A 23,310-nucleotide genomic window follows, 5' to 3' on the forward strand; every position below is an offset into this window, starting at 1 on the left:
ATCTTTTGTCGCGGCCGCGTTCCCGGAGGTTCAGGGTTGCCTTAGGAAAGGCCGGATCCGGCCGTTGATCTCCACACTCCGATTAGGCTCCGAGCCGGGTTTCCGCCGCGGGCGGGCGGAAGGCGGAGATGGGCATGATCGGCAGCGGTGGACGGGTGCGACACGTCGTGGCCGCGCTGGTCCGCATGCTCGTGGTGCCGCCCGCGCTGATCGGGATGCTGATCCTGCCGGCCTCAGCGGCCCGGGCCGCCGAGGGACCCGTGACCCCGACCGACCTCGACTTCGTCCGCCGGGTACACCTGACCGCGGCCGGGGCCGGCGCGGCCAGCGAGTTGGCCCGGGGGATGAGCGTGAGCCCCGCGGTCAAGCGGCTGACCCAACAGGTCACCACACAGTGCGAACAGCTCGACGACCTGAGCCGGAGCGTGGCCGGGACGCTGGAGGTCACGCTCGACGATCCGATGCCCGCCGAGCAACAGAGCGCGCTCGCGACCCTGCAGCAGAGCGGCGGGGGAACCTTCGACACCGGATATGTCGCCTACCTCTGGCACGCCGACAGCGAGCTGCTGCCGATCGCGACGACGGTGCTGGGCACGACGCGTAACCCGGTCGTGCGCCGGCTCGCCGAGCGGGCCGAGGCGGTCACCGCGGCACAGTTGCCGATGCTGCAGGACAGCGGCCTGCTCAAGATGACGGTCCTGCCCACCGCCACGGCGACCGGCACGGCCGGCCGGCTGCCCGGCGGGGTGCCGATGGACCGGCAGCTGATGGCCCAGGCACGCGCGGGCACCGGGTATCTCGCCCCGTCGGCTTGGAGCAGGGTTGCCGTGCTGATCGTCGCTACCGGCGTGGCGGGAATCCTGTCCTGGCACCTGTTGATCCGGTCGCGAGCCGGCCGCGTCCGCCGGATGCCCGCGAGGCGCCGATGGCACCGGAAGCCGGCCCGGCCGGACGCCGGTCGTGCCGCGGGCCCGCGGCACCGGAGAGCCACCCGGCCGGACGCCGGCCGGGTGGCAAGCCGGCGGCGTTAGCTAGGCGGGTGTGCGGGTGATGCGGGCCAGGCGGGCCGGGGTGGGCCAGTTGACCTCATGGGCCCAGCCCAGCTTCTCGAAGATCCAGATCGTCCGGGCGGTGATGTCGATCTGGCCGGGGCGGACCCCGTGCCGGGCCTGGGTCGGGTCGGCGTGGTGCAGGTTGTGCCAGGACTCGCCCATGCTCAGGATCGCCAGCGGCCAGAAGTTGGCCGACTTGTCGCGGGCGGTGAACGGGCGGTCGCCGATCATGTGGCAGACCGAGTTCACCGACCAGGTGACGTGGTGCAGGAACGCGACCCGCACCAGCCCGGCCCAGAAGAACGCGGTCAGCGCCCCGTGCCACGATCCGGTGAGCAGCCCGCCCAGCACCGCGGGACCGGCCAGCGTGACGATGGTCAGCGGGCCGAACAGCCGGTGGACCAGGCGCATGTCCCGGTCGGCGAGCAGGTCCGGGCAGAACCGCTCCTGATTGGTCAGGTCCCGGTCCAGGATCCAGCCGAGGTGCGCGTGCCAGAAGCCGCGGGCCAGGGCGGCCGGCGACGTCCCGAACAGCCAGGGCGAGTGCGGGTCGCCCGCCTTGTCGGCGAACGCGTGGTGCCGCCGGTGGTCGGCGACCCAGTGCAGGATCGGCCCCTGCACCGCCATGCTCCCGGCGACCGCCAGGGCGATCCGCAGTGGACGCCGCGCCTTGAACGACCCGTGCGTGAAGTAGCGGTGGTAGCCGGCCGTCGTGCCGAGGATGGTGACCGTGTACCACCCGGCGGCCAGCGCCAGGTCGAGCCAGGTCAGGCCCCAGCCCCAGGCGAACGGCACCGCGGTGAGCACCGCCAGGAACGGGATGACCACGAACAGGTAGACGGTCACGTGGGCCGGCAGCGGGCGCTTCCCGCCCAGCAGGGCACGCGGTCCCCGGCGGACGGCCGGGTCGTCAGCGGCGATGGACATGATGGGCAGCCCTCTCCGGAGGAGTCCGGCGAACGCTAACCGCCCCAGGCGGCGGGCGCGTGAATTCCGCCCGCACGGGGAACGAAGACGCCGGCCGCCCCGGGCGGGGCGACCGGCGTACGGGCAGATGCTCTTATGGTTTGAAAGCCGCGCCGGTCGACGAGCCGGCCTTGGGCTGGGCGATGCAGTGCAGGACCCAGCCGTTGGCGCCCTCGACCGGCCACGCGTCGCGCCGCCAGCCCTTGGTCGTCGCCGGGTCGATGCTCTGGGCCGCCATGACCGCCGCCGAGCAGGCCTTCGCCACGTCCGGCTGCTTGATCAGCGGGGCCGCCGAGTCGAGCACCGGCGCGCCGGCCGGCAGCTTGATCGCCGCGAACGTCTCCCACACGTGGCTGCCGGGGCAGTACCGGGACACCGGCGGCGACGCCTGGGTGCCGATCCGGACCAGGCCGCCCCAGCACATCGGCTGGGCCGGGCACAACCCGTCGCCGCAGGCGGCGAAGCCCTCCGGAAGGGCGCCGGCGGCCGCGGTCGCGCTGGGCTTGCCGGCCGCCGAGGCGCCGTCCGGCTGGTCGCCGTTGCCGCGCAGCACGATCCCGGCCACGATCAACGCGATCACCAGGACCGCCGCGACGGCGCCGACCATCAGGGCCGGCGACTTCTTCCTTCCTTCGGTACGACCGTCGCCGGCCACCGGGGCCTGGGCCGCCTGCCGGGCCATCTCGGCCATCGCCAGCGCGGACGGGAACCGCTTCTCCGGGTCGCTCTGCAGGGCCCGTTCGACCAGCGCGAGCACCGCCGGCGGCAGGTTCGCGCCGAGCGTCTTCGGCTGTTCCTGGATCCGCTGCAGCGCCACCGCGTACGGGTTGTCGCCGACGAACGGCTTCTCCCCGGCCAGGCACTCGTAGGCCACCAGGCCCAGCGAGTACACGTCGCTGCGCCGGTCGGCGGGCTGTCCCAGCACCTGCTCCGGCGCCAGGTAGCTGGGCGTGCCGAGGACCGCGCCGGTGGCGGTCACGCCGGTCGAGTCCTCGTGCCGGGCGATGCCGAAGTCGGTGAGCAGCACGCCGCCGTCGGTGCGCAGCATGATGTTCGCCGGCTTGATGTCGCGGTGCAGGATCCCCTGGTCGTGCACGGCCTGCAGGCCCTCGGCGGCGGCCTTGACGATGCGCATCGTCTCGGCCGGCGCGATCCGGCCCTCGCGGGCCAGGCGCTGCGCGAGGGACTCGCCGTCGACGAACTCCATCACCAGGAAGGTGTAGCCGCCGGCCTGCCCGACGTCGTGGATCGACGCGACGGACGGGTGGTTGACCCGGGCCATCGCGTGCGCCTCGGCCGCGAAACGCCGGATGAACTCGGGGTCCTGCGCTGCCGCGGGCAGCATGGTTTTGATGGCGACGACCCGGTTCAACGACTCGTCGAGGGCCCGCCAGACCTCGCCCATCCCACCGGCGCCGAGCCGGTTCTCCAGGCGGTAGCGGTCGCCCAGTCGCATGCCGGCCCCAAGGCCGAAATTCGGTTGCACGCGCGCATCGTAGGGGTCAGCCGTTAAATCCAGTAAATCTTTCGGGCGTGTCATTTTTGGAATGCGCGCGCGAGCCTCCGGACGGCCTCGTCCATCAGGTCCGCCGGCGCCGCCGCGTAGGTCAGGCGCAGGTGCGGCGCGGGTGGCTCGGCGGCGTACCAGGGGCGCCCCGGGAACACGACGACGCCCTGCTCAGCGGCCTTGCCGGCGAGTGCCGTGTCGTCCGTGCCCTCGGCCAGCCGGACCCAGAGATGCAGGCCGCCGCGCGGAATCACCGCCGGCACCAATGCGGGTAAATGCCGCTCCAGTGCGGAAAGGAGTGCTTCACGCCGATTTCGCAATTCCTTTCCGAGGGTACGGAGATGCCGCCCCCACGCCGGCCCGGAGACGAACTCGAGAGCCGCCTGCTGTAACGGTCCCGCAACGAAGAAGTCGTCGAGCAGGCGGGCCGCCCGCAGCCGCGCCCCGGCCGGCCCGCGCGCCCCGATCGCCGCGATCCGCAGCCCGGGCGCCGCCGACTTGGTCAGCGACCGGAGGTAGACGACGTGCCCACCCGGGTCGTCCGCGGCGAGCGGCGCCGGCGCCGCCCCGTCGATCACCAGGTCCCGCGCGTAGTCGTCCTCGATCAGGAACGCCCCGTGGTCCCGGACCGCGGCCAGCACCGCGGCCCGCCGGTCCGCGGCCAGTGTCGCGCCGCTCGGGTTGGCGTAGAGCGGCTGGCAGTAGAAGAGCCGCGCCCCGGTCCGCGCGAACGCCGCCGCGAGCTGGTCGGGCCGCACCCCGTCGGCGTCGGCCGGCACCGGCACCACCCGCAGCCCGCCGGCGTGCGCGGCGGCGAGCGCCCCCAGATAGGTCGGCGACTCGACGAGCAGCGTGTCGCCGGGCGTGGCCAGCGCCCGGAACGCGGACGACAGCGCGGCCTGCCCACCCGGGCAGATCACCAGGTCCCGGGCCCGCAACCCGGTGCCCAGCGAGCGGGCGAACCAGTCGCGCAGGTCCTCGCGCCCCTCGGCCGGGCCGCGCTGCCAGGCGGCCGGCTGGCGGGCGACCCGGGCCAGCGCCGTCCCGAGGGCGGCGGCCGGCTGCAGGTCGGCGTGCAGGTACCCACCGGACAGCGGGATGGCGCCCTCCGGCGGCAGCGCCAGTAACGCCTGCATCTCGCTCTCGCCGAACCGGCCCGGCCCGAGCGCGACCGTCTGCCAGGACAGGTCGGGGCCGCGGACCGGCTCGGGGCGCGCCGCCACGAACGTGCCCCGGCCCGGGCGGGCCTCCACCAGACCCTGCGCGACCAGGGCACGGATCGCCTCGGCGACGGTGACCGGCGACGCGCCGTGGTGGGCGGTCAGCTCGCGGACCGACGGCAGCCGCGATCCCGGGGCGGCGCCGGTGATCCGGCCCCGAAGATCTTGGATAACACGGGCCGCTGCGTTACCGTCATTCATGAGAGAACAGAGTAGCGCTACTGACCGCAGCACGGTAACGGCCGGCCTGGTCCTCGGCGCGGTGGGTGTGCTGGCGTTCAGCATGTCGCTGCCGGCCACCCGGGTCGCCGTGCACGACCTGGACCCGTGGTTCGTGGCCTTCGGCCGGGCAGTCGGCGCGGCCGTCCTGGCGGTCGTCTATCTGGCCTGGACCCGGGCGCCCCGGCCGACCCGCACGCAGTGGCTGCGGCTGCCGATCGTCGCGCTCGGCGTGGTCGTCGGGTTCCCGCTGTTCACCTCGCTCGCGCTGACCAGCCAGACCTCGTCGCACGGCGCGGTGGTCGTCACCGTGCTCCCGGCGATGACCGCGGTGTTCGCCGCACTGCGCGCGCACGAGCGGCCGCCGCTCGCGTTCTGGCTGGCCAGCGGCGGCGGCCTGGTGGCCGTGCTGACGTTCCTGATCACCTCCGGGGCGGTCCGGGGCGGGCTGACCCCGGCCGACCTGTACCTGCTGACCGCCGTGGTGCTGTGCGGGCTGGGCTACGCCGAGGGCGGCGCGCTGGCCCGGGAGCTGGGCGGGGCGCGGACGATCTGCTGGGCGCTGCTGATCGCGCTGCCGGTGACCCTGCCGATCACGCTGGTGACCCTGCCGGCGCGGGCCGGCGCGCACAGCTGGGCCGCGTTCGGCTACCTCACCGTGATCTCGATGTTCCTCGGCTTCTTCGCCTGGTACGCCGGGCTGGCCAAGGGCGGGATCGCCAAGGTCGGCCAGATCCAGCTCGCCCAGCCGGTGCTGACCCTGATCTGGTCGGCGCTGCTGCTGGGCGAGCCGGTCAGCCCCGCGTCGATCGGGGCGGCCGTGGTGGTGCTGGGCTGCGTGGTGCTGACCCAGCGCACTCGTCAGGGCTCGCGGGTCAGCTTCCACCACAGGGAGGGCGCACTGGTCGCGGCGTCGGCGAGCAGCGGAACCCGTACCCCCGAAGCCTGAACCTCGCCCACCGACTGCCCGGCGGTGACCAGCGGCCCCGGTTTTGTCGTCGTGGTGGTGACCTTGACCGCGAGGCCGGGCCAGCCGACCACCTTCAGCGCGCTCGCCGGCGACACCGGGGTCCGCGCGCCCCAGGCGGTCTCGACCGCGCCGACCGGCGTGACGGCGAGCAGGTCGTACTCCTTCACGGCCTTGCGAACCACCGAGAGCAGCGAGCGGACCACCTTGTTGACCGCGGCGAGCTGCTCCGGGGTGTGCGCGCCGGGCTGGTTGAAGACCGCGCCGACCAGCACCAGCGTCTTCGAGCCGACCTTGAGCCGGGACGCGAAGAGCAGGTTGCCACCGGCCTGGGTGGTCGAGCCGGTCTTGATCCCGAAGACCCCGTCGACGCCGAGCAGGTCGTTGTAGTTCTTGATCGTCCCGACCACCGGGATCTCCGCGCTGCGCAGCTCGACGATGTCCGCGAAGACGTCGAACTTCAGCACCGCCCGGCCCAGCTTCACCTGGTCCGCGGCGGTGCTGGTGGTCGACGGCAGGAAGCCGCTCGGGTCGGTGTACTCGGTGTCGGTCATGCCGAGCTCGTCCGCGGCCGCGTTCATCTTCGCCAGGAAGTCGTCGACGCCGCCGGCGTCCCAGACCGCGAGCTGGTGCGCGATGTTGTTCGCGGACGGGAGCATCAGCGCCTCGATCGCGTCCCGCTCGGTCAGCTTCTCCCCCGCGACCACCTGGACCAGGGACTGGCCGCTCGGGATCCGCGAGGTGTAGTCGGCCACGTCGGCGGCGGTGACGGTCAGCTCCGGGCCCTCGTCGGTGCCCTCGAGCGGATGGTTCTTCAGGATGACGTAGGCGGTCATCACCTTGGCCACGCTGCCGATCGGCTCGGTCTGCGCGCTGCCCGAGCCGCCGATCCGGCCCAGGCCCTCGATCATCAGCTCCGCGGAGCCCTTCGACGGCCAGGGGATCTTGGGCAGCGTGCCCGGGATCTTCAGGGTGGCGGCGATCGAGGTGGTCAGGGTCGCGTTCGGCAGATCGCGGGTGAGCTGCACCGCGGCGCCCGAGCCGAGCAGCGCGACCAGCAGGAACACCGCGACCAGGATCGCCGCCAGGCGCCGGGACCTGCGCTTCGCCTTCGGTACGGCGGTCTGCCCGCCCTGATAGGTGCCGCCGGGGACGGGAACCGACGCCCGCCCCGGCGTCTGCGACGGCACGGGCGGTTGCTGCGGAGGAGGCGGCTGATTCGTCACAGGCGGGCTGAACGCGGGCTGGCGCGTCGCCGCATCGTATGCCGGCGCGGGCGCCGGGGGCACCGGAACAGCGGCCCGCCCGGCGGACTGGGGCGGCTGAGGCGCCAATGGCGGCGGCTGAGGCGCGAGTGGCGGCGGCTGCTGAAACGCGATCGGCTGCTGCGGAACCACCGGATGCTGCGGCGCGACCATCGGCGCCTGCTGTGCCTGCTGGAAGACGACCGGTTGCTGAGGAACCGGCACCGAGGCGCGTCCGGGTAGCGCGGGCGTCGGCGGCGGGCTGTGCTGCACCGCGTGATCGCCGGGTCTCGGCCCGGGGACCCGCGCCGACCCGGCAGCCGGGTGGCCCTCGCCCTCCGGCGACACCGGCGTCTCCCGTCCGGCCCCGTCGATCGGCTCCGCCCCCTGCGTCATGAAACCCGCCCCTCCTCGCCGCCCGGACCCCCCGGACGCCGGACCCAGTATTCCTGAGCTGCTCAAATTCAGCCGAACCCGATCACCACCAGGGCAGATATCGGACAGCACTTCCAGCATCGGGGCATTTTCCCCCGGGCTCCATCCCCCGTCCGATCGCCCGCAGGTGGTTTGTCACGCCCAGGCGTGGACACGATGTATTTGCATGCGTTCCACTACGGTTGGTAGTTCGCCACAGCGTCAGGGGGACCGGATGAGTACCGCCGATGTCGTGATCACCGGAATGGGCGTCACCACCCCGCTGGGTGGGGACGTGGAGTCCCTCTGGACCAACATGCTCGCCGGCCGGTCGGGCGTGCGCCGGATCGACGACCTGGTCAAGGGCTACCCGCACTGGGAGGACCTGCCGACCCTGATCGCCGCGCCGATGGCCGTCGACCCGGCCACCGTGCTGCCCCGGGTGCAGGCCCGCCGCCTGGACCGTTGCGAGCAGGCCGCTCTGGTCGCGGCCCGGCAGGCGTGGACGGACGCGGGCGCGCCGGAGGTGGCCGGCGAGCGCCTCGCCGCGGTGATCGGCTCCGGGATCGGCGGCATCACCACGATCCTCGACCAGGACGACCTGATCGAGGAGAAGGGCCCGTCCAAGGTCTCCCCGCTGGTCGTCCCGATGATGATGCCGAACGGCCCGGCCGGCTGGGTCAGCATCGAGTTCGGCGCGAAGGCCGGGGCCTACGCGACGGTGTCGGCGTGCGCGTCCGGCGCCGAGGCGCTGGCGCTGGCCGCCCGGCTGATCCGGGCCGGCGAGGTCGACGTGGTGATCGCCGGTGGCGCCGAGGCCTGCATCGCCCCGCTGCCGATCGCCGGGTTCGCCCAGGCCCGCACGCTGTCCAAGCGCAACGACGACCCGGAGCGCGCCTCCCGCCCGTTCGACACCGACCGCGACGGCTTCGTCCTGGGCGAGGGCGCCGGCGTGCTGATCCTGGAGCGCGCCGACTTCGCCGAGGCCCGCGGCGCGCGGATCCTGGGCCGGCTCGCCGGCTACGGCGTCACCTCCGACGCGCATCACATCACCGGCCCGGACCCGACCGGCGCCGGCCAGATCCGCGCCATCCAGGCCGCGCTGCGCCTCGCGGACCTGACGCCGACCGATATCGATCACGTCAACTGCCACGCCACCTCGACCGTGGTCGGCGATCTCGGGGAGGCCGCCGCGGTGCAGGCCGCGCTCGGCGACCACGTCGTGCTCACCGCCCCGAAGTCCAGCTTCGGCCACCTGGTCGGCGCGGCCGGCGCGGTGGAGAGCATCGTCACGCTGCTCTCCCTCCGCGACGGCGTCATCCCACAGACGCTCAACCTGGAGCACAAGGCCCCCGAGGTGCACCTCGACGTCGTCGCCGGCGAGCCCCGCCACCAGCGGATCCGCGCGGCCATCTGCAACTCGTTCGGCTTCGGCGGCCAGAACGTGTCGCTGCTCTTCACCCCCTAGATCAACCCCAAGATCAAATTCAGGATTTCCGACGCTGCGGCCAATAACTGATCGTCGCTCCCGCGGGGACCCTTCCGGGCCTCGCAGGGCGCGGGGCGCCCAGAACGCGAGGCCCTACAGGGCGACGTCCGAGGGTGGTCGCGGTTTCAAAGGACCCGAGAACCAGGACCCGGTCACGGAGAAGTCGATCGGCTCCTCGGACGTCGCCGAGCGGATCCCCCAGCGCCCGTCCGCACGCAGCGCCGCGTAGTTGAGGGTCACCCCGCCCGTGCTCCAGGAGACCAGCGTCAGGCGGGTCGACGCGCGATCCGCCCGCAGGACCTCAGCCGGATCGCGCAGCCCCGGAACGAGGTGCACGGTCTTCGCCTCGGCCGACGCCACCGCGGCCTGCAACCGCTCGCCGAGCGGGTACCCCTCCCGGGACCACCGCGCCGCCAGCGTCGGGCTGCCCGCCAGCCAGTCCGCCGCGAGCCGCTCGAACTCCCGATCCCGGTGACGCGAGGCCGACGCCGCCACGATCCGCGACCCGGCGCCGGACAGCGCCTCGCACATGATCGCCAGCGGCACCTTCCCGACCAGCCTGGAGTACCGGACCGACCGGATCTCCAGCATCATCCGGTGCAGCACCACCCCCGCGATCGGCATGCCGGGCAGCTTCTTGGGCGGCTCCCGGCGCGGCGGCCGCTCCACCGGCGTGACCAGGTCAGCCGCCTGCCCCGCCCGGGACAGACACCACTCCTGATCGTCGTAGAACCTGACCTCCGCCGAGCGGGCCACCAGCCGGCCCCCGCCCCCGAACGCGATCTCGACCTGGCCGCCGTCATCACCGCCCAACCGGAGTCCCCGCACGTCAACACTGTCGAACTCGAACCCGGTGACATCGGTGAACTCGAACCACAGCGTCGCGGCCTCCGCCGAACCGAACCGCCGGGGCACCGACACCCCGACAGACCCGTCGAGCCGCTCCCCGGCCCGCTCCACCCGGAACGTGGTGACCGCACCCCGCGCCAGGTCGTAGTCGACGGCCAGCGCCGCCGGGTCGAGCGGCAACCCGAACGCCCAGACGTGCCCCAGGTAGTCGCGGGAGTAGGGACCACTCGGTGACTCCGGACCGAGCAGGTCCGCGAGCCCGGGGCCGGCCTGCGCGATCATCCAGGCCCGCCGGGACGAGCCGGCATCCGCCATCCACGCCAGCCCGGCCCGGGCCCGGCGCTCCCGGCTCCACCGCGTCCGGCCACCGGCCGCCGCGAACAGCGCAGTGGTGTTGTTGTCCCAGATGTCGGAGATCTCGATGATCTCGCCGCGGTCGAAACGCAGCGGATCCGCCGCGATCTGCCCGATCCGTTCCACCGACCGGTCCAGCAGACCGGCGAAGATCGTCAACGCCGTACTACGCATCACGACCGGAACGGTAACCATCCGGCGCCCGGCGGGCCGTAAACTCTGCGGCGCACCCGGGTTTAACCTACAAAACCCGTGGGTTTTGTGGTTTGCTGTGCCAAGCGTCGACCTGCGGGAGAGTAAGATGTCGAGCCTCGTCGAAGTGTTGGAGCCCGCCAGCCGGGACGCCGTCGACAGCCGGACGGTGGCGATCGTCGGCGGGGGTGCCACGGGCGCGCTGCTGGCCCGGGCGCTGATCCACCGTACGGATCGAGATGTGGTCCTGATCTCTCCGGACGAGTCGCCGGGGCGCGGCGTCGCCTACGGCGCGGCCCGGCCGTGGCACATCCTGAACGCGCGCGCCGGCGCGATGAGCATCTGCCCGGACGACCCGATGCACCTGGTCCGCTGGGCGCGGGCGCACGGGCACGCGATCGAGGGCACCGACTTCCTGCCCCGGGCGCTGTACGGCGACTATCTGGCCGCCCAGTTCGCCGAGATCGTCGCCACGTCCGGCGGCCGGCTGCGGCACCACGTCGCGACGGCCACCGCGCTGCACCGGGACCAGCACGGATACGCGGTGCTCACCGACGCCGGCCCGGTCCGCGCGGCCCAGGTGATCCTCGCCGTCGGCAACCCGGAGCAGCAGCGGCTGCCCGGGATCAGCGACGCGGCGTACGCGAGCCCGCACCTCGTCGTCGACCCCTGGTCGGCCTGTCCGGAGCCGCCCGCCGACGAGCCGGTGCTGCTGCTCGGCACCGGCCTGACCGCGGTCGACGTCGCCCTGACCCTGACCGAGAACGGTCACCGCGGCCCGATCGAGGCGATCTCCCGGCGCGGTCTGCTGCCGCTGGCGCACCCCCAGCTGCCGCCGTCGTCCGCGCACCCCGACCTGATCCTCGACCGCCCGCTGACCGTGCGGCAGTTGCTGCGCCGGGTCCGGGTCGCGATCGCCGCCGGCGCCGACTGGGTCGCGGTGATCGACACGCTGCGGCACCAGGCCGACCGGCTGTGGGACGAGTTCGACGACGGCAACCGGCAGCGGTTCCTCCGGCACGTGGCCCGGTTCTGGGACGTGCACCGGCACCGGATGGCCCCGCCGGTCGCCGCCCGCATCGCGGAGCTCCAGGAGCAGGGCACGCTGCGCTTCACCGCCGGCCGCCTGCAGTCGATCGAGCCCGATCCGCGCGGCGGCCTGCTCGTGACGGTGGCCGGCGCGGCGCCGCGCCGGTACGCCGCGGTGATCAGCTGTACCGGCCCGGGCGCGCTGCCCGGCTCCGCGAACCCGTTCCTCGCGTCGCTGTTCCGCGACGACGTCGTGCACCCGGGCCCCTACGGTCTCGGCATCGACACCGACCCGGACGGCCGGGTCACCGGCGCGGACGGCGCCGGCCGGCCCGGTCTGTGGCTGGCCGGGCCGCTGCGCCGCGGCCACTCCTGGGAGACCACCGCCGTCCCGGAGATCCGCGCCCAGGTCGACCGCCTGGTCAGCGCGCTCGCCGATCAGAGCGCCCAGGTCCAGCTCTCCAGGTAGCCGTACTCCGAGCCGCCGAACATGTAACCCCAGGCGTGGTTCGGCGTCACGTACGGCCCCAGCTCGTCGAAGACGGCCCGGGCCGCCGCGCGCCGGCCGTTCAGCGTGTGGAACAGCGCGATCCACTGCCAGCACGTCCGCGCGCCGGCCGGGTTCGGCGTCCCGGCCAGCCACTTGGCGACCAGGCCGTCCACCTCGTCACGCACCTCGGGCCGCCGGAAGTACTTCCGGCACGCCTTCGTCGTCTGCTTCGAGCGGGTCTCCCAGGCGAACTCGCGCATCGCGTACTCGTAGTGCGCGAACAGCGGCAGCATCACCGCGTTCGCCCCGGCCGGCGCCGCCGCGGCCACCTCCCGCGCGGTCGCGAACATCTCCTCGTGCGAGCCGAACCACTTCTCGCAGCGCAGGCTCAGCGCGGTCAGATGCAGATCGAAATGGTACGGATCGCGCCGCCGCCCCTCCTCGAACACCTCGTCGATCGAGCCGCCCGCGGCGTACTGCGTGCCGAGCAGCTGCACCCACGGCACCGGGTCGGCCGGGTCGGCCAGCGCGATCGCCCGCCGACCGGCCTCCGCCGACTGTGCCGAGAGCCGGTGGAAGGCGGCGGCCTGCTCGGCGCTGGTGTTCGGGGCCGAGGCGGCGCCGCGCGCGTTCCCGGCCTCGTGCCCGAGCCGCGCCGACTGCAGCAGCACCGCGGCCGCGTCGTCCGGGTCGGCCCGCAGCCACTCGTCGAGCCACCCGCCGTCGGTGGCGGCCAGGTCCCCGAGCGAGCCGATCCGGCGGCCGCGCAGCTCCCAGTCCCGGCCGGCCGCGGCGATCACCTCGCGCGCCGACTCCCAGTCACCGAGCCGGACGTCGCGCCGGGCGTCCCGCAGCGGCGCGTCCCGGATGGCGCGTTCGTCGCCGAACTCCGGGACCTCGGGCAGCGAGCCCTCCCGGACCAGCCGGGCAATCGTTCGGACGTAGCGGATCATCGAGGGATCGTAGACGGACGATGCACCGGCCGGTCACCCCGCGCGCAGGCCGCCCAGCGTGGTCACCAGCACCAGGCGCAGCTCGCCGATGTGCAGCAGGCGCGCCGCGCCGAGGTAGGCGAGCGCGCCCACACCGGCCGCCGCGACGATCGTGAGCAACGGCATCGCACCACCGAGCAGGACGGTCATGCCGAACGCGCCGATCCCGCCGGCGGTGGTCGCGGACAGGACGCGGACGTGCGTACGCAGCAATCTTCTTCCATCGATCCACCCGAAGCGGCGCCGCAGCACCGCGACCGTCGCCGCCAGGCCGAAGGTGTAGGCGATCGCGTAAGCGATCGGCACGCCGACCACGATCGACGCCGCCGGCAGCACCAGCCCGGCCACCGCGCAGCCGGCGATCCCGGTCACCGCGACCCCGGCGGTGATCAGCGCGGGCGTCCGGGTGTCCTGCATCGCGTAGAAGCCGCGCTGCAGGATCGAGTACGCGCTGAACGGCACCAGCGCCAGCCCGAACGCGGCCAGCACCGTCCCGAGCGACCGCACCGTCGCCGGCGCGCTGCTCCCGTGATCGAACAGCACCTCGGCGATCGGCCGTCCGAGCAGCACCAGCGCCACCGCGATCGGCGCCATCACGGCCACCGCGACACGCACCGCGAGCGACAGATCGCGGACGATCCGGTCGTGGTCCCGCCGCGCCGCGCTCCGGCTCAGCCGCGGCAGCATGGTGGTCATCACCGACAGCGCGATCACCGCGAACGGCACCTGAAAAACCGCAAGAGCATTCTGGTACGCCGTGACCCCGCCCGGCCCGCTCAGCGACGCCACCCGGGTCGCCGCGACCAGGAACGCCTGCGCGCCGAGCACGGACAGCAGCACCCAGCCGGCCAGCCCGCCGATCCGCCGGATCGCGATGCCCCGCGGGTCGAGGTGCAGCCGCAGCGGGAACCCGGACCGGCCCAGCGCCCAGACCACCAGCGCCATCTGCGCGAACACGCCCACGCTGGTCCCGATCGCGAGCAGGGTGAAACTGCCCGACACCACGTAGAGCAGCCCGACCGCGATCACCACCAGGCTGTTGCCGAGCGGCGCCCAGGCCGCCACGGCGAACCGCCCGCGGATGTTGAGCACCGCGCCGGCGGTCGCGCTCACCCCGTAGAACAGGATCTGCGGCAGGAAGTACCGGCTGAAGACCACCGCCATGTCGTGCTGGTCCGGAGTGAAGCCGGGCGCCACGAGATCGACCAGCCACGGCGCCAGCACCAGGGCGAGCAGGGTGATCGCACTGAGCCCGTAGACCATCAGCGACAGCAGCCGCTGGGTGTACCGCACCCCCTGATCCGGATCGGTCAGCGCGGCCCGGGTCAGCAGCGGCACGATCACGCTCGCCATCGCCCCGCCGATCAGCAGCTCGTAGACCGCGTTGGGCAGCGTGTTCGCCACGTTGTAGGCATCCAGCAGCCTGGTCCCGAGCCCGAGCGCCGCGGTCAGCACCAGCACCCGCACGAACCCGGCCGCCCGCGACGCCAGCGTCGCGACCGCCATCTTCCGCCCGGCCGCCCCGATCGTCGCCATGCGGTCATCCTCTCCCGGCCGCGCAACGACGCACCCGCCCGGCCGGCGCGGGATCGGGGCCGGGGGGCGTCCGTCAGGCGATCGCGGGCGGGTCGGCGGCCAGATCGGACAGGCCCGGGTCTTTGTAGGCTCGGGCGGTGACCATCGACGTGACGCGCAGCGCACTGATCGTGATCGACCTGATGCCCCGGATCGTCTCGCAGAACCTGGGCCCGCACCTCGGCGCCGACGTGGTGGCCCGCTCGCTGGAGCTGGCCACGGCATTCCGCGCGGCCGGCGGTGTCGTGGTGCCGGTGCGGGTGGAGCGCCCCGGCGTCGCCGAGCAGCCGCCGGGCAGCGGCTTCGTCCCGGAGTTCACGCCGTTGCCGGGCGACATCGAGATCGTCAAAAGGACCATCGGAGCCTTCTACGGTACGGATCTGGACTCGCACCTGCGGGCCTCCGGCGTCGAGACGGTCGTGATGACCGGCATCGCGACCACCATGGGCGTGGAGTCGACCGCCCGCGCGGCCGCCGATCTGGGCTACCGGGTGATCTTCGTGTCCGACGCGATGAGCGGGATGACCGCCGCCGAGCACACCCACGCGCTGTCGGTGGTCCTCCCCCGGTTCGGCGAGGTCGTCACGACCGCCGAGGCGCTGTCCCGGCTCGGCTGATTTTGTCGTACCCCCGGTGCAGGATGACGGGGTCGACGAGGACCGGGAGGTGCGGCGTGGCGCTGCGGGTGGATCTGACGTTCGACTCCGTGCGGGCCGAGGAGCTGGCGGAGTTCTGGAAGGTCGCGCTGGGCTATGTGGACGAGCCGCCCCCGGCGCCGTTCACCACCCGGGCGGAGTGGGTGGCGTCGTTCGGCGAGCCGGCCGAGGACGAGGGCGGCGGCGCCTGGCTGCACGATCCGGACGGGGTCGGCCCGCGCCTGGTCTTCCTCGACGTGCCGGAGCCGAAGGTGGCGAAGAATCGGCTGCACATCGACGTCCGGGTGGGGAAACACGGCGAACCTTGGCCGCGGATCGTGGCGAAGGTCGGGGAACTGCGGGCGATCGGCGGCCGGGTGCTGGTCACGGTCGACGGGCACCACGTGGTGATGGCCGATCCGGAGGGGAACGAGTTCTGCGTGGCCGCCTGAAAAACAATCAGCAGAATTGTTGACAATCGACGCCACAGGTCTTTCATAGGCTCCAATGTTTGTATTGCGGCCGAGCGCGGAGGAATCCGGCGGGATTCCGTTCGCGCACCCCGGTGGACCTGGAACAACGCCATCGGGATCGGCACCGCGAAATGGCTCGGAGGATCAGTGAATCAATCGTCGTATCAGGGACGTCGCCTTCCCCATCCGGAGGAGGAGGTGTTCGACCAGGGGCTGGGATTCGATCTCGGCACATTGATGGGGCGCCGCCAGATGCTGCGCGCGTTCGGTATCGGCGCCACCGTCCTGGGGCTCGCGGCGTGCAGCGACGAGAAGACGCCGTCCGCGTCGGCCACGTCGTCGACGTCCTCGACCTCGTCGGGCGAGATCCCGGACGAGACCGCCGGGCCGTACCCGGGTGACGGCTCGAACGGGCCGGACGTGCTCGAGAAGAGCGGGATCGTCCGCAGCGACATCCGGTCCAGCTTCGGCGACTCGACGACCACCGCCGAGGGCGTCCCGATGACGCTGGAGCTGACGATCAAGGACCTGGCGAACGGCGGGAAGGCGTTCGCCGGCGTCGCGGTCTACGTCTGGCACTGCGACCGGGCCGGTGGCTACTCGTTGTACTCCGACGGGCTGACCAAGGAGAACTACCTGCGCGGCGTGCAGGTCGCCGATGCCGCGGGCACGGTGAAGTTCACCAGCATCTTCCCGGCCTGCTACACCGGGCGGTGGCCGCACATCCACTTCGAGGTCTACCCGGCTCAGGCCGACATCACCGACAACACCAAGGCGATCGCGACCTCGCAGGTGGCGCTCCCCAAGGACGTCTGCGACACGGTCTACAAGGAGACGGGCTACGAGGCCTCGGTCGGCAACCTGGCCCAGGTCACCCTGCAGAACGACAACGTCTTCGGGGACGACGGCGGCGTCTCCCAGCTGGGCACGGTGACCGGCGACGTGGCGTCCGGCTACGCGGTCGCGCTGTCGGTCGGCGTGGACACGAACACCAAGCCGTCCGGCGGCGCGGCTCCGGCCGGCGGCGGCGCCCCGCCGTCGGGCGCGCCCGGTGGCGGCGGCCCCGGCGGCGCCCCGCCGTCCGGCGCGCCCGGCGGTGGCGGCCCGGGTGGCGCCCCGCCGTCCGGCGCACCTGGCGGGGCCCCGCCGAGCGCCGCCTCCTGAGCCCGGGTGGGGAGCGGCGCGGCCCCTCGGTCGTTCCCCACCCGCAGCCCCCCACCGCGCGAGGTCGGGGGCGTGCGACCTAGCCGCGGGCGGGCGGTCGCGTGCGGGCGGGCGCGTGCGACCTAGCCGTGGGTGGCCGGTCGCGGGCGGCCGGTCGCGGGCGAGCGCGGGCGGGCGCATTCATCTGCGCGCGGTCAGCGCAGGCCCCGGCCACGCGAGGTAGGGCACAGCTCCCGGCCGCGCGACGGCGGGCGCACAACGTCGCGTCGCCGGAGCGACGGCGGGCGTGCCAAGAGGCGCCACCCGCGCGGTCAAATCAGCGCCACCCGCGCGGTCAAATCAGCGCCACCCGCGCGGGGAAAGCGGCGCGCGCGAGGAAAACGCCAGCCGGGCCGCTGGGCCGGCAGCGGGCGCGCGGGAGAAGCTGCGGCGGGGCCGTGGGGTCGGCAGCGGCACGTGGTCGGGTCAGCGGCGGGCGTGCAGGGCGGGGCGGCGGCGGGTGCGGCGAGGTAGGTGGCGGGAGACGAGCAGGAGGCCGCCGCCGGTGATGAGCAGGGCCATGCCCAGGAGGATCACGAGGGCCGTGGACTGTCCGGTGATCGGCGACGTGCCGCCGGGACGGCCCGGCGAACCCGGCCGCGCCGGTGGCCGGGCGGGGCGGCGGGCCGGCACGGCGACCGTCGACGGCGCCTCCGCGGTGACGTCGTCCGCGGCCGGGTCGAGCAGGTCCCCGGCGATGTGCGCCTCGAACGTGTGCTGGCCGACCGCGATCTGCCGGCTGGTCAGGTGATACGTCCCGGACCGGCAGATGACCTGCGCGCCCGGGGCGATCTGCCGGACCGCGCACGTCACGCCCGCCGGCAGGCCGGTGACCCGCAGGTTGACCAGCGTGACGTTGCCGGTGTTGGTGATCACGATGGTGGAGACCACGTCGTCGCCCGGCCCGAGGCGGCCGTCGCCGTCGGTGTCGGTCCACACCGCCGTCTGGGCGCCGTTCAGCTCGGGGCTCGGCGGGGCGAGCGGCACCGACGTGCCGGCCGTGTTCGAGGTGACCTTGCGGTTGGCGCCGGGGACGAGGCCCCGCGCGACGGCTCGGTCGACGATCGGGGTGGCCGCGTCGACGTCGGCCTGGGTCACGCGGTAGGGGTCGGCGGCCGCGCAGTCGGTGCCCGCGCCCGGGGCGAGCCGGGTCGCGTCGCAGGTCACCCGTGGTGCCCGGGCGTGCGAGACGGTCAGCTCGGCGACCGTGACGTTGCCCCGATTGGTGACTTTGTATCCGTACCTCAATAAATCGCCCACCTCGACCCCGGCGGCCGTGAGTGACGCCGCAGCCGTCTCCGAGATCCGGGTGGTCAGCGCGATCTCCAGGACGGGCGCGGCCGCGAGCACCGGGACACTCCCGTCGAACGGCCCGAACGTGTGCGGCCCGTCCGGCGCGCTCCCGGTCACCGCGATCTCGGTGCCGATCGGCGCGCCCAGGTCCACCTCGTCCTGGGTCACCGTGTGCACGTCGGCGTCGGTGCAGGTCATCGCCTCGCGGACGCCGAGCCGGGTCTGCGGGCAGGTGATCGTGCCCGGCCCGGCGCTGATCCCGGTCATCGTCTGGTTGCCGTTGTTGACCACCAGGAACGTCCAGGTGACGGTGTCCCCGGCGCCGGCCCCGGACTGGTGTGCGGCCGGCGTGACGGTGCCGATCGCCTGGGTGCCGAGCGACGGCGCCCCGACCACGACCGGCACCCAGGTGCTGACCGTGCCGAACGTGGTGAGCGGCCCGCCGCCGGTCCCGGACCGGCCGCGCAGCGTCGCCACCCCGGTCAGCGGGACCGCGGCGTCGATGTCCGACTGGGCCACGGAGAAGTCGTCGGTGGCGCAGGTCATCGTCGCGCCGGGCAGCAGCACGGTGGCCGGGCAGGTGACCGCCCCGGTCCGGCTGTCGGTGACGCTGATGCCGCGGACGCTGAGCGTGCCCGGGTTGGTGATCGTGAAGTCGAAGCCGACCCGGTCGCCGGCCTCGACCGCGGTCCGGTGACCGGCCGGGCTGACCCGGACCGCGGCGGTGGCGATGGTGAGCAGTGCGCTGCCGGAGCCGATCGGCACGGTCACCGTGCTGGTGCCGTAGCCGATGGCGCTCGCGGCGAGCGGCGCGCGCCCGGCGACCCGGGCGGTGGCGGTGAGCGCGGCTCCGGCGTCGAAGTCGTCCTGGCTGACGGGGTACGACGGGCCGCCCGTGCAGCTCATCGTGGCGCTCGGCGCGAGCGGGACGTTCGGGCAGGTGGCCGGGCCGGTCAAGGTGTCGGTGACGGCGATCGCGCGCATCGTCACGTTGCCGGTGTTGCGGACCACGTACCCGAGGTAGACCTGGTCGCCGGGCCGGACTCCGGCGGCGGGCCCGGCCGGGCTGACGTGCGGGGTGCTGACGACGGTGAGCGCGGTGACGGTAGGCACCACCGGGACGCCCTCGGAGACCTCCGCGCCGACCGGCAGGTGACCGGGCGCCACGCTGCGGGCGTCCACGATCGCGTCGTTGTAGACCGGGGTCCCGGCGTCGACGTCGGTCTGACCGACCGCGTAGGGCGTCCCGGTCGAGGCGCAGGTCATCGCCGGGTCGGTGGGCGCGAGCACGGTGTGCGGGCAGCTCACCCCGGCGGCGTTGGAGTCGGTGACGACGATCGTGTCGACGGTGACGTTGCCGGTGTTCCGGACCGTGTACGTGTACGTGATCGTCGCCCCCGCCCCGACCGGCCCGGCCGTGCTGGGGGTGGTGGTGAACGTCAGCCCGGGCGCGGCCGCCGCCACCGGGATCCCGCTCGACGGCGAGGCGAAGCTGAACCCGGTGGTGGTGCCGCTCTCGATCGCGGTGACCGTGGCCACGTTCGTGACCGGGACGCCGTTGTCGAGGTCCGCCTGGACCAGGGTGTATCCGGGGTTGCCGTGGGTGCAGGTGATCGACTGACCGGTGGCCAGCGGGCCGGGTGGGCAGGTGATGGTGTCGCCCCGGGTGTCGGTCAGCGCGATGTTGTCCATCGGCACGTTGCCGTTGTTGGTGACCGCGTAGCTGTAGGCGATCGTGTCGCCGACCGCGGCGGCGTTCTGCCGGCTCGGCGCGCTGACCGTCGGGGTGAGCACCACCGACAGCGACGGGACCGGGACGGCGACCGAGACACTCGAGCTGAACTGGGCGTACGTGGCCGGCAGCACGGTCGCGGTGTTCAGCGCCTGCGCGGTCACGGTGTCGGTGAGCGGCCGGTTCGCGCCCACCTCGGCCGGGCTGACGGTGTGCGTGCCGGCCGTGCAGGTGGCCGTCGCGCCCACCGCGAGGGTGGCCGGCACGCAGGTGGCCGGGCCGCTGAGGTCGCCGGCCAGGGTGATCGTGGTCATCGGCAGGTTGCCGGTGTTGGTCACCTCGTACGTGTAGGAGATCGTCGCGCCGACGCCGAGCGGGGGCGGCGTGGAGTAGGTGCTGGTGGTCCGGACGCTCAGGCCGGGCGCGGCGGCCACCGCGGTGATCGTCGCGGACGCGCTGTTGTTCCCGCCGACCGGGTCGGTGCCGTCGGCCGAGACGATCTGGCTGTCGTTGTGCAGCGTGCCGGTGCCGAGCACGGTGCCGACCAGGTCGAGCGTGACGCCCGGGCCGGCGCTCGGGGTGAGCCGCTGGATGGTCCAGCTGAGCATGTTCCCGTCGTACGTGCCGTCCGCGGTGGTCCCGGAGGCGAGGCTCAGACCGGCGTCCGGGATCTCGCGCAGCACCACGTCGGTGGCGTCCGACGGCCCGTGGTTGATCACCGTGACCCGGTAGCGGACCTCCTCGGTCTGCACCAGCGACGACGAGCCGATCACCGCCTTGGCCACCTCGACGTCGGCGCGCTGCTGGACCGCGGCGGTGGTGGTCACGCTGTCGTTCGAGGAGTCCGGGTCGGGGGTGCTCGCCGAGACGGTCGCGGTCCGTGCGTAGGCCGCGCTGCCGTACCCGGGGGCCAGTTGCACCGCGCCGAACGTGACCTGCCAGGTCGCCGCGGTGGCCAGGGTCGGCCGGTTGCAGACGAACGTGCCGCCGTCCGGGGTCACCCCGGCCGTCACCGTGCCCTGGAACGTGCAGGTCGCGCCGCTGGTGGTGACCGACGGCACCGGCCAGCCGGCGGCAATCGACTGCCGCATCACGACGCCCTCGGCGCGGGTCGGCCCGCTGTTGGTGACGGTGACGACGCCGGTGACGGTCTGCCCGGCGACCAGGTTGCCCGGGTCGGCCGGGTTGTCCAGGGTCTGGCCGACCGCCAGGTCGCCCTTCAGCAGCACGGTGAAGTTGATCGTGTCGGTGTCGTTGGCCGCGTTGTTGTCGGTGGTCGGCGAGATGACCGTGGTGCTGGCGAAGCCGGGCCCGGCGACCGCGGTCGGCTGCAGCGTGGCGTTGCCGCTCAGCTTCAGCGTGGCCCCGGCCGGCAGCGTGCCGACTGTGCAGGCGTTCGGGGTGCAGTACGGCGGGTTGCGCACGATGGTCACGCCGGGCGGGACGATCGTGTTGAAGGTGACGTTCGTGGCGTCCGACGGCCCGTTGTTGGTGACCGTCAGGGTGTAGACGACGGTGTCCCCGGCGTACGCGCTGAGCTGGCTGAGCCCGAGCTTGACGCCCACGTCGGCGACCGCCGTCCCGGCCGACTGCACGGAGAAGTTGTTGTTCGCCGCGTTCGGGTCGGGCGTGCTGGAGGTGACCGAGACCGCGTTGTTCACCGCGCCGGCGGCGTTCGACTTCAGCGTCATGTCGATGGTCACCACGGTCGTGGCGCCGGGTGCCATGTCGGCCAGCTGGCATTCCAGGGTGCCGATCGCGGTCGGCGCGCAGGTGCCACCGGTAGCGCTGTTGTAGGTGGCGGTGGGCGGGATGACGTCGCCGAGCACCAGGGTACGGGCCACCGACGGGCCGGCGTTGGTGACCGTGACGGTGTAGGTGATCGGGGCGCCCGCGACGCCGGCCGTGTTGGTCATGGTCACGCCGACGTCGGCGAGGGTGGCGACCGCGCCGCTGACCGAGGCGGCGTTGTCGGCCTGGTTCACCTCGTACGTCGTGCTGGTCACCGAGGACGTCAGCGTCGCCTGCGCCCCGGGGGTCGCCGCGGGCAGGACGTCCCCGCTGACCACCATCAGCCCGGTCGCCCCGGACCCCATCGACGGCAGGTCGCACCGCGCGTTCTGGCCGGTCACCGAGCAGCTCGCGCCGGTCATCGACGCGGTCACGTTGACGATGCCGAGCGGCACCGTGGCGCTGACCGACACCGCGCTCGCCGTGCTCGGGCCGGCGTTGGTGACCGTCAGGTTGGTCGTGGCGCTGCGCCCGGCGACCACCCCGCCGGCCGCGATCGCCGCGCTGATCTGCAGGTCCGCGGCCCGGTTGACGGTGGTGCCGACGGTGTTGCCGGTCGACGTCACGGTGCTGTTCGCGATCGGCTCGGTGAACGTCGCGGCGCCGTCGGTGCTCAGAGTGGCCTCGGCGGCGGCGGTGTTCACCCGTACCTGATAAGTAATTGATCTTGATTCTCCCACCGGAATGGTGCCACCGGCGGCGGAACCGGCACCCGTCCCGGCCCGGACCCGGACGGTCCGCGTCGCCGCGTCGTATTCGCCGGTGTCGCTGTCCGCGGAGTCGCTGACCGCGGTGCTGCTGGAGCCGGTGATCGACCGGATCGAGCCGGGGACGAACGTGGTGCCGGCCGGCAGCGTGTCGCTGAGCACGGCCGCCTTGGCCGGATTGCCGCCCTTGTTCTCCGCGTTGACGGTGTAGGTCAGCAGGTCCCCGACGTTCGCCGTCGCCGCGCTGACCGAGGTGGTGGTGAACAGGCACGCGGCGGTGCCGAACGAGATGCCGTCCAGGAAGTTGCCGTACGTCGGCTTGTTCTGCGCCGCCGAGATCGACTCGAACGCGAACCGCGTGCTGGTCTGCCCGCCCGGCACGGTGTAGACGCCGGACGTGGTGCCCCAGGCCGCGCTGCCGTCCGAGATCTGCGCGCCCTGTTGCACCAGCGTGCCGCCGGCCGGTCCGATCTTGACGGCCATCACGTCGGTGCCGAGCCGGCCGCGGTGCTTGAGCTCCCAGCGCAGCACCTGCCCGGCGGCCGGGGTCGGCACGTCCTGGTAGAGCGTGGAGACGTAGTTCGCGTTCAGCTCGACGAACTGCACCCCGGACCCGGCGTTGAAGCCCTGCCGCACCTCGTGCCACAGCTCGAAGACGTGGTCCGGCGCGGTCGTCCGCCACCCGGGCATGTCCGCGCCCTCGTTGATCAGCGACATCGAGTTCGCCGCGATCACCGGCAGCTCGTAGTCGCCGTTGATCAGCGTCACCGGCGTCGTGCACGTCGTCGGCGCGGCCCGCGCCGGCCGCTCGCGCAGGGCCGGGGCGACCAGGAAGCACACTGCCAGCAGGAACAGGGCGATCAGGTGAGGCGCGCAGCGACGACGAGTCACGGTTCGCTAACCTAATAGCTAAATGT

15 protein-coding genes are annotated in these 23,310 nt (G+C 73.3%); 7 read left to right on the forward strand and 8 right to left on the reverse strand.

Annotation, left to right across the window (positions count from 1 at the left end):
• The first annotated feature begins 155 nt into the window (after positions 1-155).
• On the forward strand, positions 156-1,031 hold the full coding sequence (locus tag L3i22_RS35985) for a DUF4142 domain-containing protein (protein ID WP_221321940.1): 876 nt from the start codon (positions 156-158) through the stop codon (positions 1,029-1,031).
• Here the strand turns inward: L3i22_RS35985 and L3i22_RS35990 are convergent, their stop codons facing one another.
• The 3 genes from L3i22_RS35990 to L3i22_RS36000 form a co-directional block, all read right to left on the reverse strand.
• A complete protein-coding gene (locus L3i22_RS35990) occupies positions 1,032-1,979 on the reverse strand; it encodes an acyl-CoA desaturase (RefSeq protein ID WP_221321941.1) in 948 nt (315 codons plus the stop codon).
• A 133-nt stretch (positions 1,980-2,112) separates the two neighbouring features.
• Complete coding sequence (locus tag L3i22_RS35995; protein ID WP_221321942.1) at positions 2,113-3,504, reverse strand: serine/threonine-protein kinase; 1,392 nt, start codon at positions 3,502-3,504, stop codon at positions 2,113-2,115.
• Between the two features lie 50 nt (positions 3,505-3,554).
• A complete protein-coding gene (locus L3i22_RS36000) occupies positions 3,555-4,946 on the reverse strand; it encodes a PLP-dependent aminotransferase family protein (protein ID WP_221321943.1) in 1,392 nt (463 codons plus the stop codon).
• Between L3i22_RS36000 and L3i22_RS36005 the strand changes: the two genes are divergently transcribed.
• Positions 4,945-5,913 carry a DMT family transporter gene (locus L3i22_RS36005; RefSeq protein WP_221321944.1) on the forward strand — a complete coding sequence of 323 codons (969 nt, stop codon included), beginning with the start codon at positions 4,945-4,947 and terminating at the stop codon, positions 5,911-5,913. The genes L3i22_RS36000 and L3i22_RS36005 overlap by 2 nt on opposite strands.
• Here L3i22_RS36005 and L3i22_RS36010 read toward each other — a convergent pair.
• The gene (locus tag L3i22_RS36010; RefSeq protein WP_255657419.1) at positions 5,826-7,121 is read right to left on the reverse strand and encodes a D-alanyl-D-alanine carboxypeptidase family protein; all 1,296 of its coding nucleotides are present in this window, start codon (positions 7,119-7,121) and stop codon (positions 5,826-5,828) included. The genes L3i22_RS36005 and L3i22_RS36010 overlap by 88 nt on opposite strands.
• A 703-nt stretch (positions 7,122-7,824) precedes the next feature.
• On the opposite strand from L3i22_RS36010, the gene L3i22_RS36015 reads away from it, so the two are divergent.
• Entirely contained in the window at positions 7,825-9,057 is a 1,233-nt protein-coding gene (locus L3i22_RS36015) for a beta-ketoacyl synthase (protein ID WP_221321945.1), read from the forward strand.
• Positions 9,058-9,171: 114 nt separating this feature from the next.
• On the opposite strand, the gene L3i22_RS36020 is transcribed toward L3i22_RS36015, so the two are convergent.
• On the reverse strand, positions 9,172-10,458 hold the full coding sequence (locus L3i22_RS36020) for a hypothetical protein (RefSeq protein ID WP_221321946.1): 1,287 nt from the start codon (positions 10,456-10,458) through the stop codon (positions 9,172-9,174).
• A gap of 124 nt (positions 10,459-10,582) precedes the next feature.
• On the opposite strand from L3i22_RS36020, the gene L3i22_RS36025 reads away from it, so the two are divergent.
• Positions 10,583-11,971 carry an FAD/NAD(P)-binding protein gene (locus L3i22_RS36025; protein ID WP_221321947.1) on the forward strand — a complete coding sequence of 463 codons (1,389 nt, stop codon included), beginning with the start codon at positions 10,583-10,585 and terminating at the stop codon, positions 11,969-11,971.
• Here the strand turns inward: L3i22_RS36025 and L3i22_RS36030 are convergent.
• Complete coding sequence (locus L3i22_RS36030; protein ID WP_221321948.1) at positions 11,941-12,945, reverse strand: hypothetical protein; 1,005 nt, start codon at positions 12,943-12,945, stop codon at positions 11,941-11,943. The two genes, L3i22_RS36025 and L3i22_RS36030, sit on opposite strands and share 31 nt — an antisense overlap.
• A gap of 33 nt (positions 12,946-12,978) precedes the next feature.
• Positions 12,979-14,490, reverse strand: a complete 1,512-nt coding sequence (murJ, locus tag L3i22_RS36035; RefSeq protein ID WP_221330323.1) for a murein biosynthesis integral membrane protein MurJ — start codon at positions 14,488-14,490, stop codon at positions 12,979-12,981.
• A gap of 167 nt (positions 14,491-14,657) precedes the next feature.
• Between murJ and L3i22_RS36040 the strand changes: the two genes are divergently transcribed.
• From L3i22_RS36040 to L3i22_RS36050, 3 genes are all read left to right on the forward strand, one after another.
• On the forward strand, positions 14,658-15,176 hold the full coding sequence (locus tag L3i22_RS36040) for an isochorismatase family protein (protein WP_255657421.1): 519 nt from the start codon (positions 14,658-14,660) through the stop codon (positions 15,174-15,176).
• Positions 15,177-15,232: 56 nt separating this feature from the next.
• Positions 15,233-15,646 (forward strand): VOC family protein, encoded by a 414-nt coding sequence (locus tag L3i22_RS36045; RefSeq protein WP_255657422.1) that lies wholly within the window; start codon positions 15,233-15,235, stop codon positions 15,644-15,646.
• 168 nt (positions 15,647-15,814) lie between these two features.
• Positions 15,815-16,831 carry an intradiol ring-cleavage dioxygenase gene (locus L3i22_RS36050; RefSeq protein WP_221321950.1) on the forward strand — a complete coding sequence of 339 codons (1,017 nt, stop codon included), beginning with the start codon at positions 15,815-15,817 and terminating at the stop codon, positions 16,829-16,831.
• Positions 16,832-17,296: 465 nt separating this feature from the next.
• On the opposite strand, the gene L3i22_RS36055 is transcribed toward L3i22_RS36050, so the two are convergent.
• Complete coding sequence (locus L3i22_RS36055; protein ID WP_221321951.1) at positions 17,297-23,284, reverse strand: DUF11 domain-containing protein; 5,988 nt, start codon at positions 23,282-23,284, stop codon at positions 17,297-17,299.
• Positions 23,285-23,310: the final 26 nt, after the last annotated feature.

The organism is Actinoplanes sp. L3-i22, assembly GCF_019704555.1.
GTDB lineage: Bacteria > Actinomycetota > Actinomycetes > Mycobacteriales > Micromonosporaceae > Actinoplanes.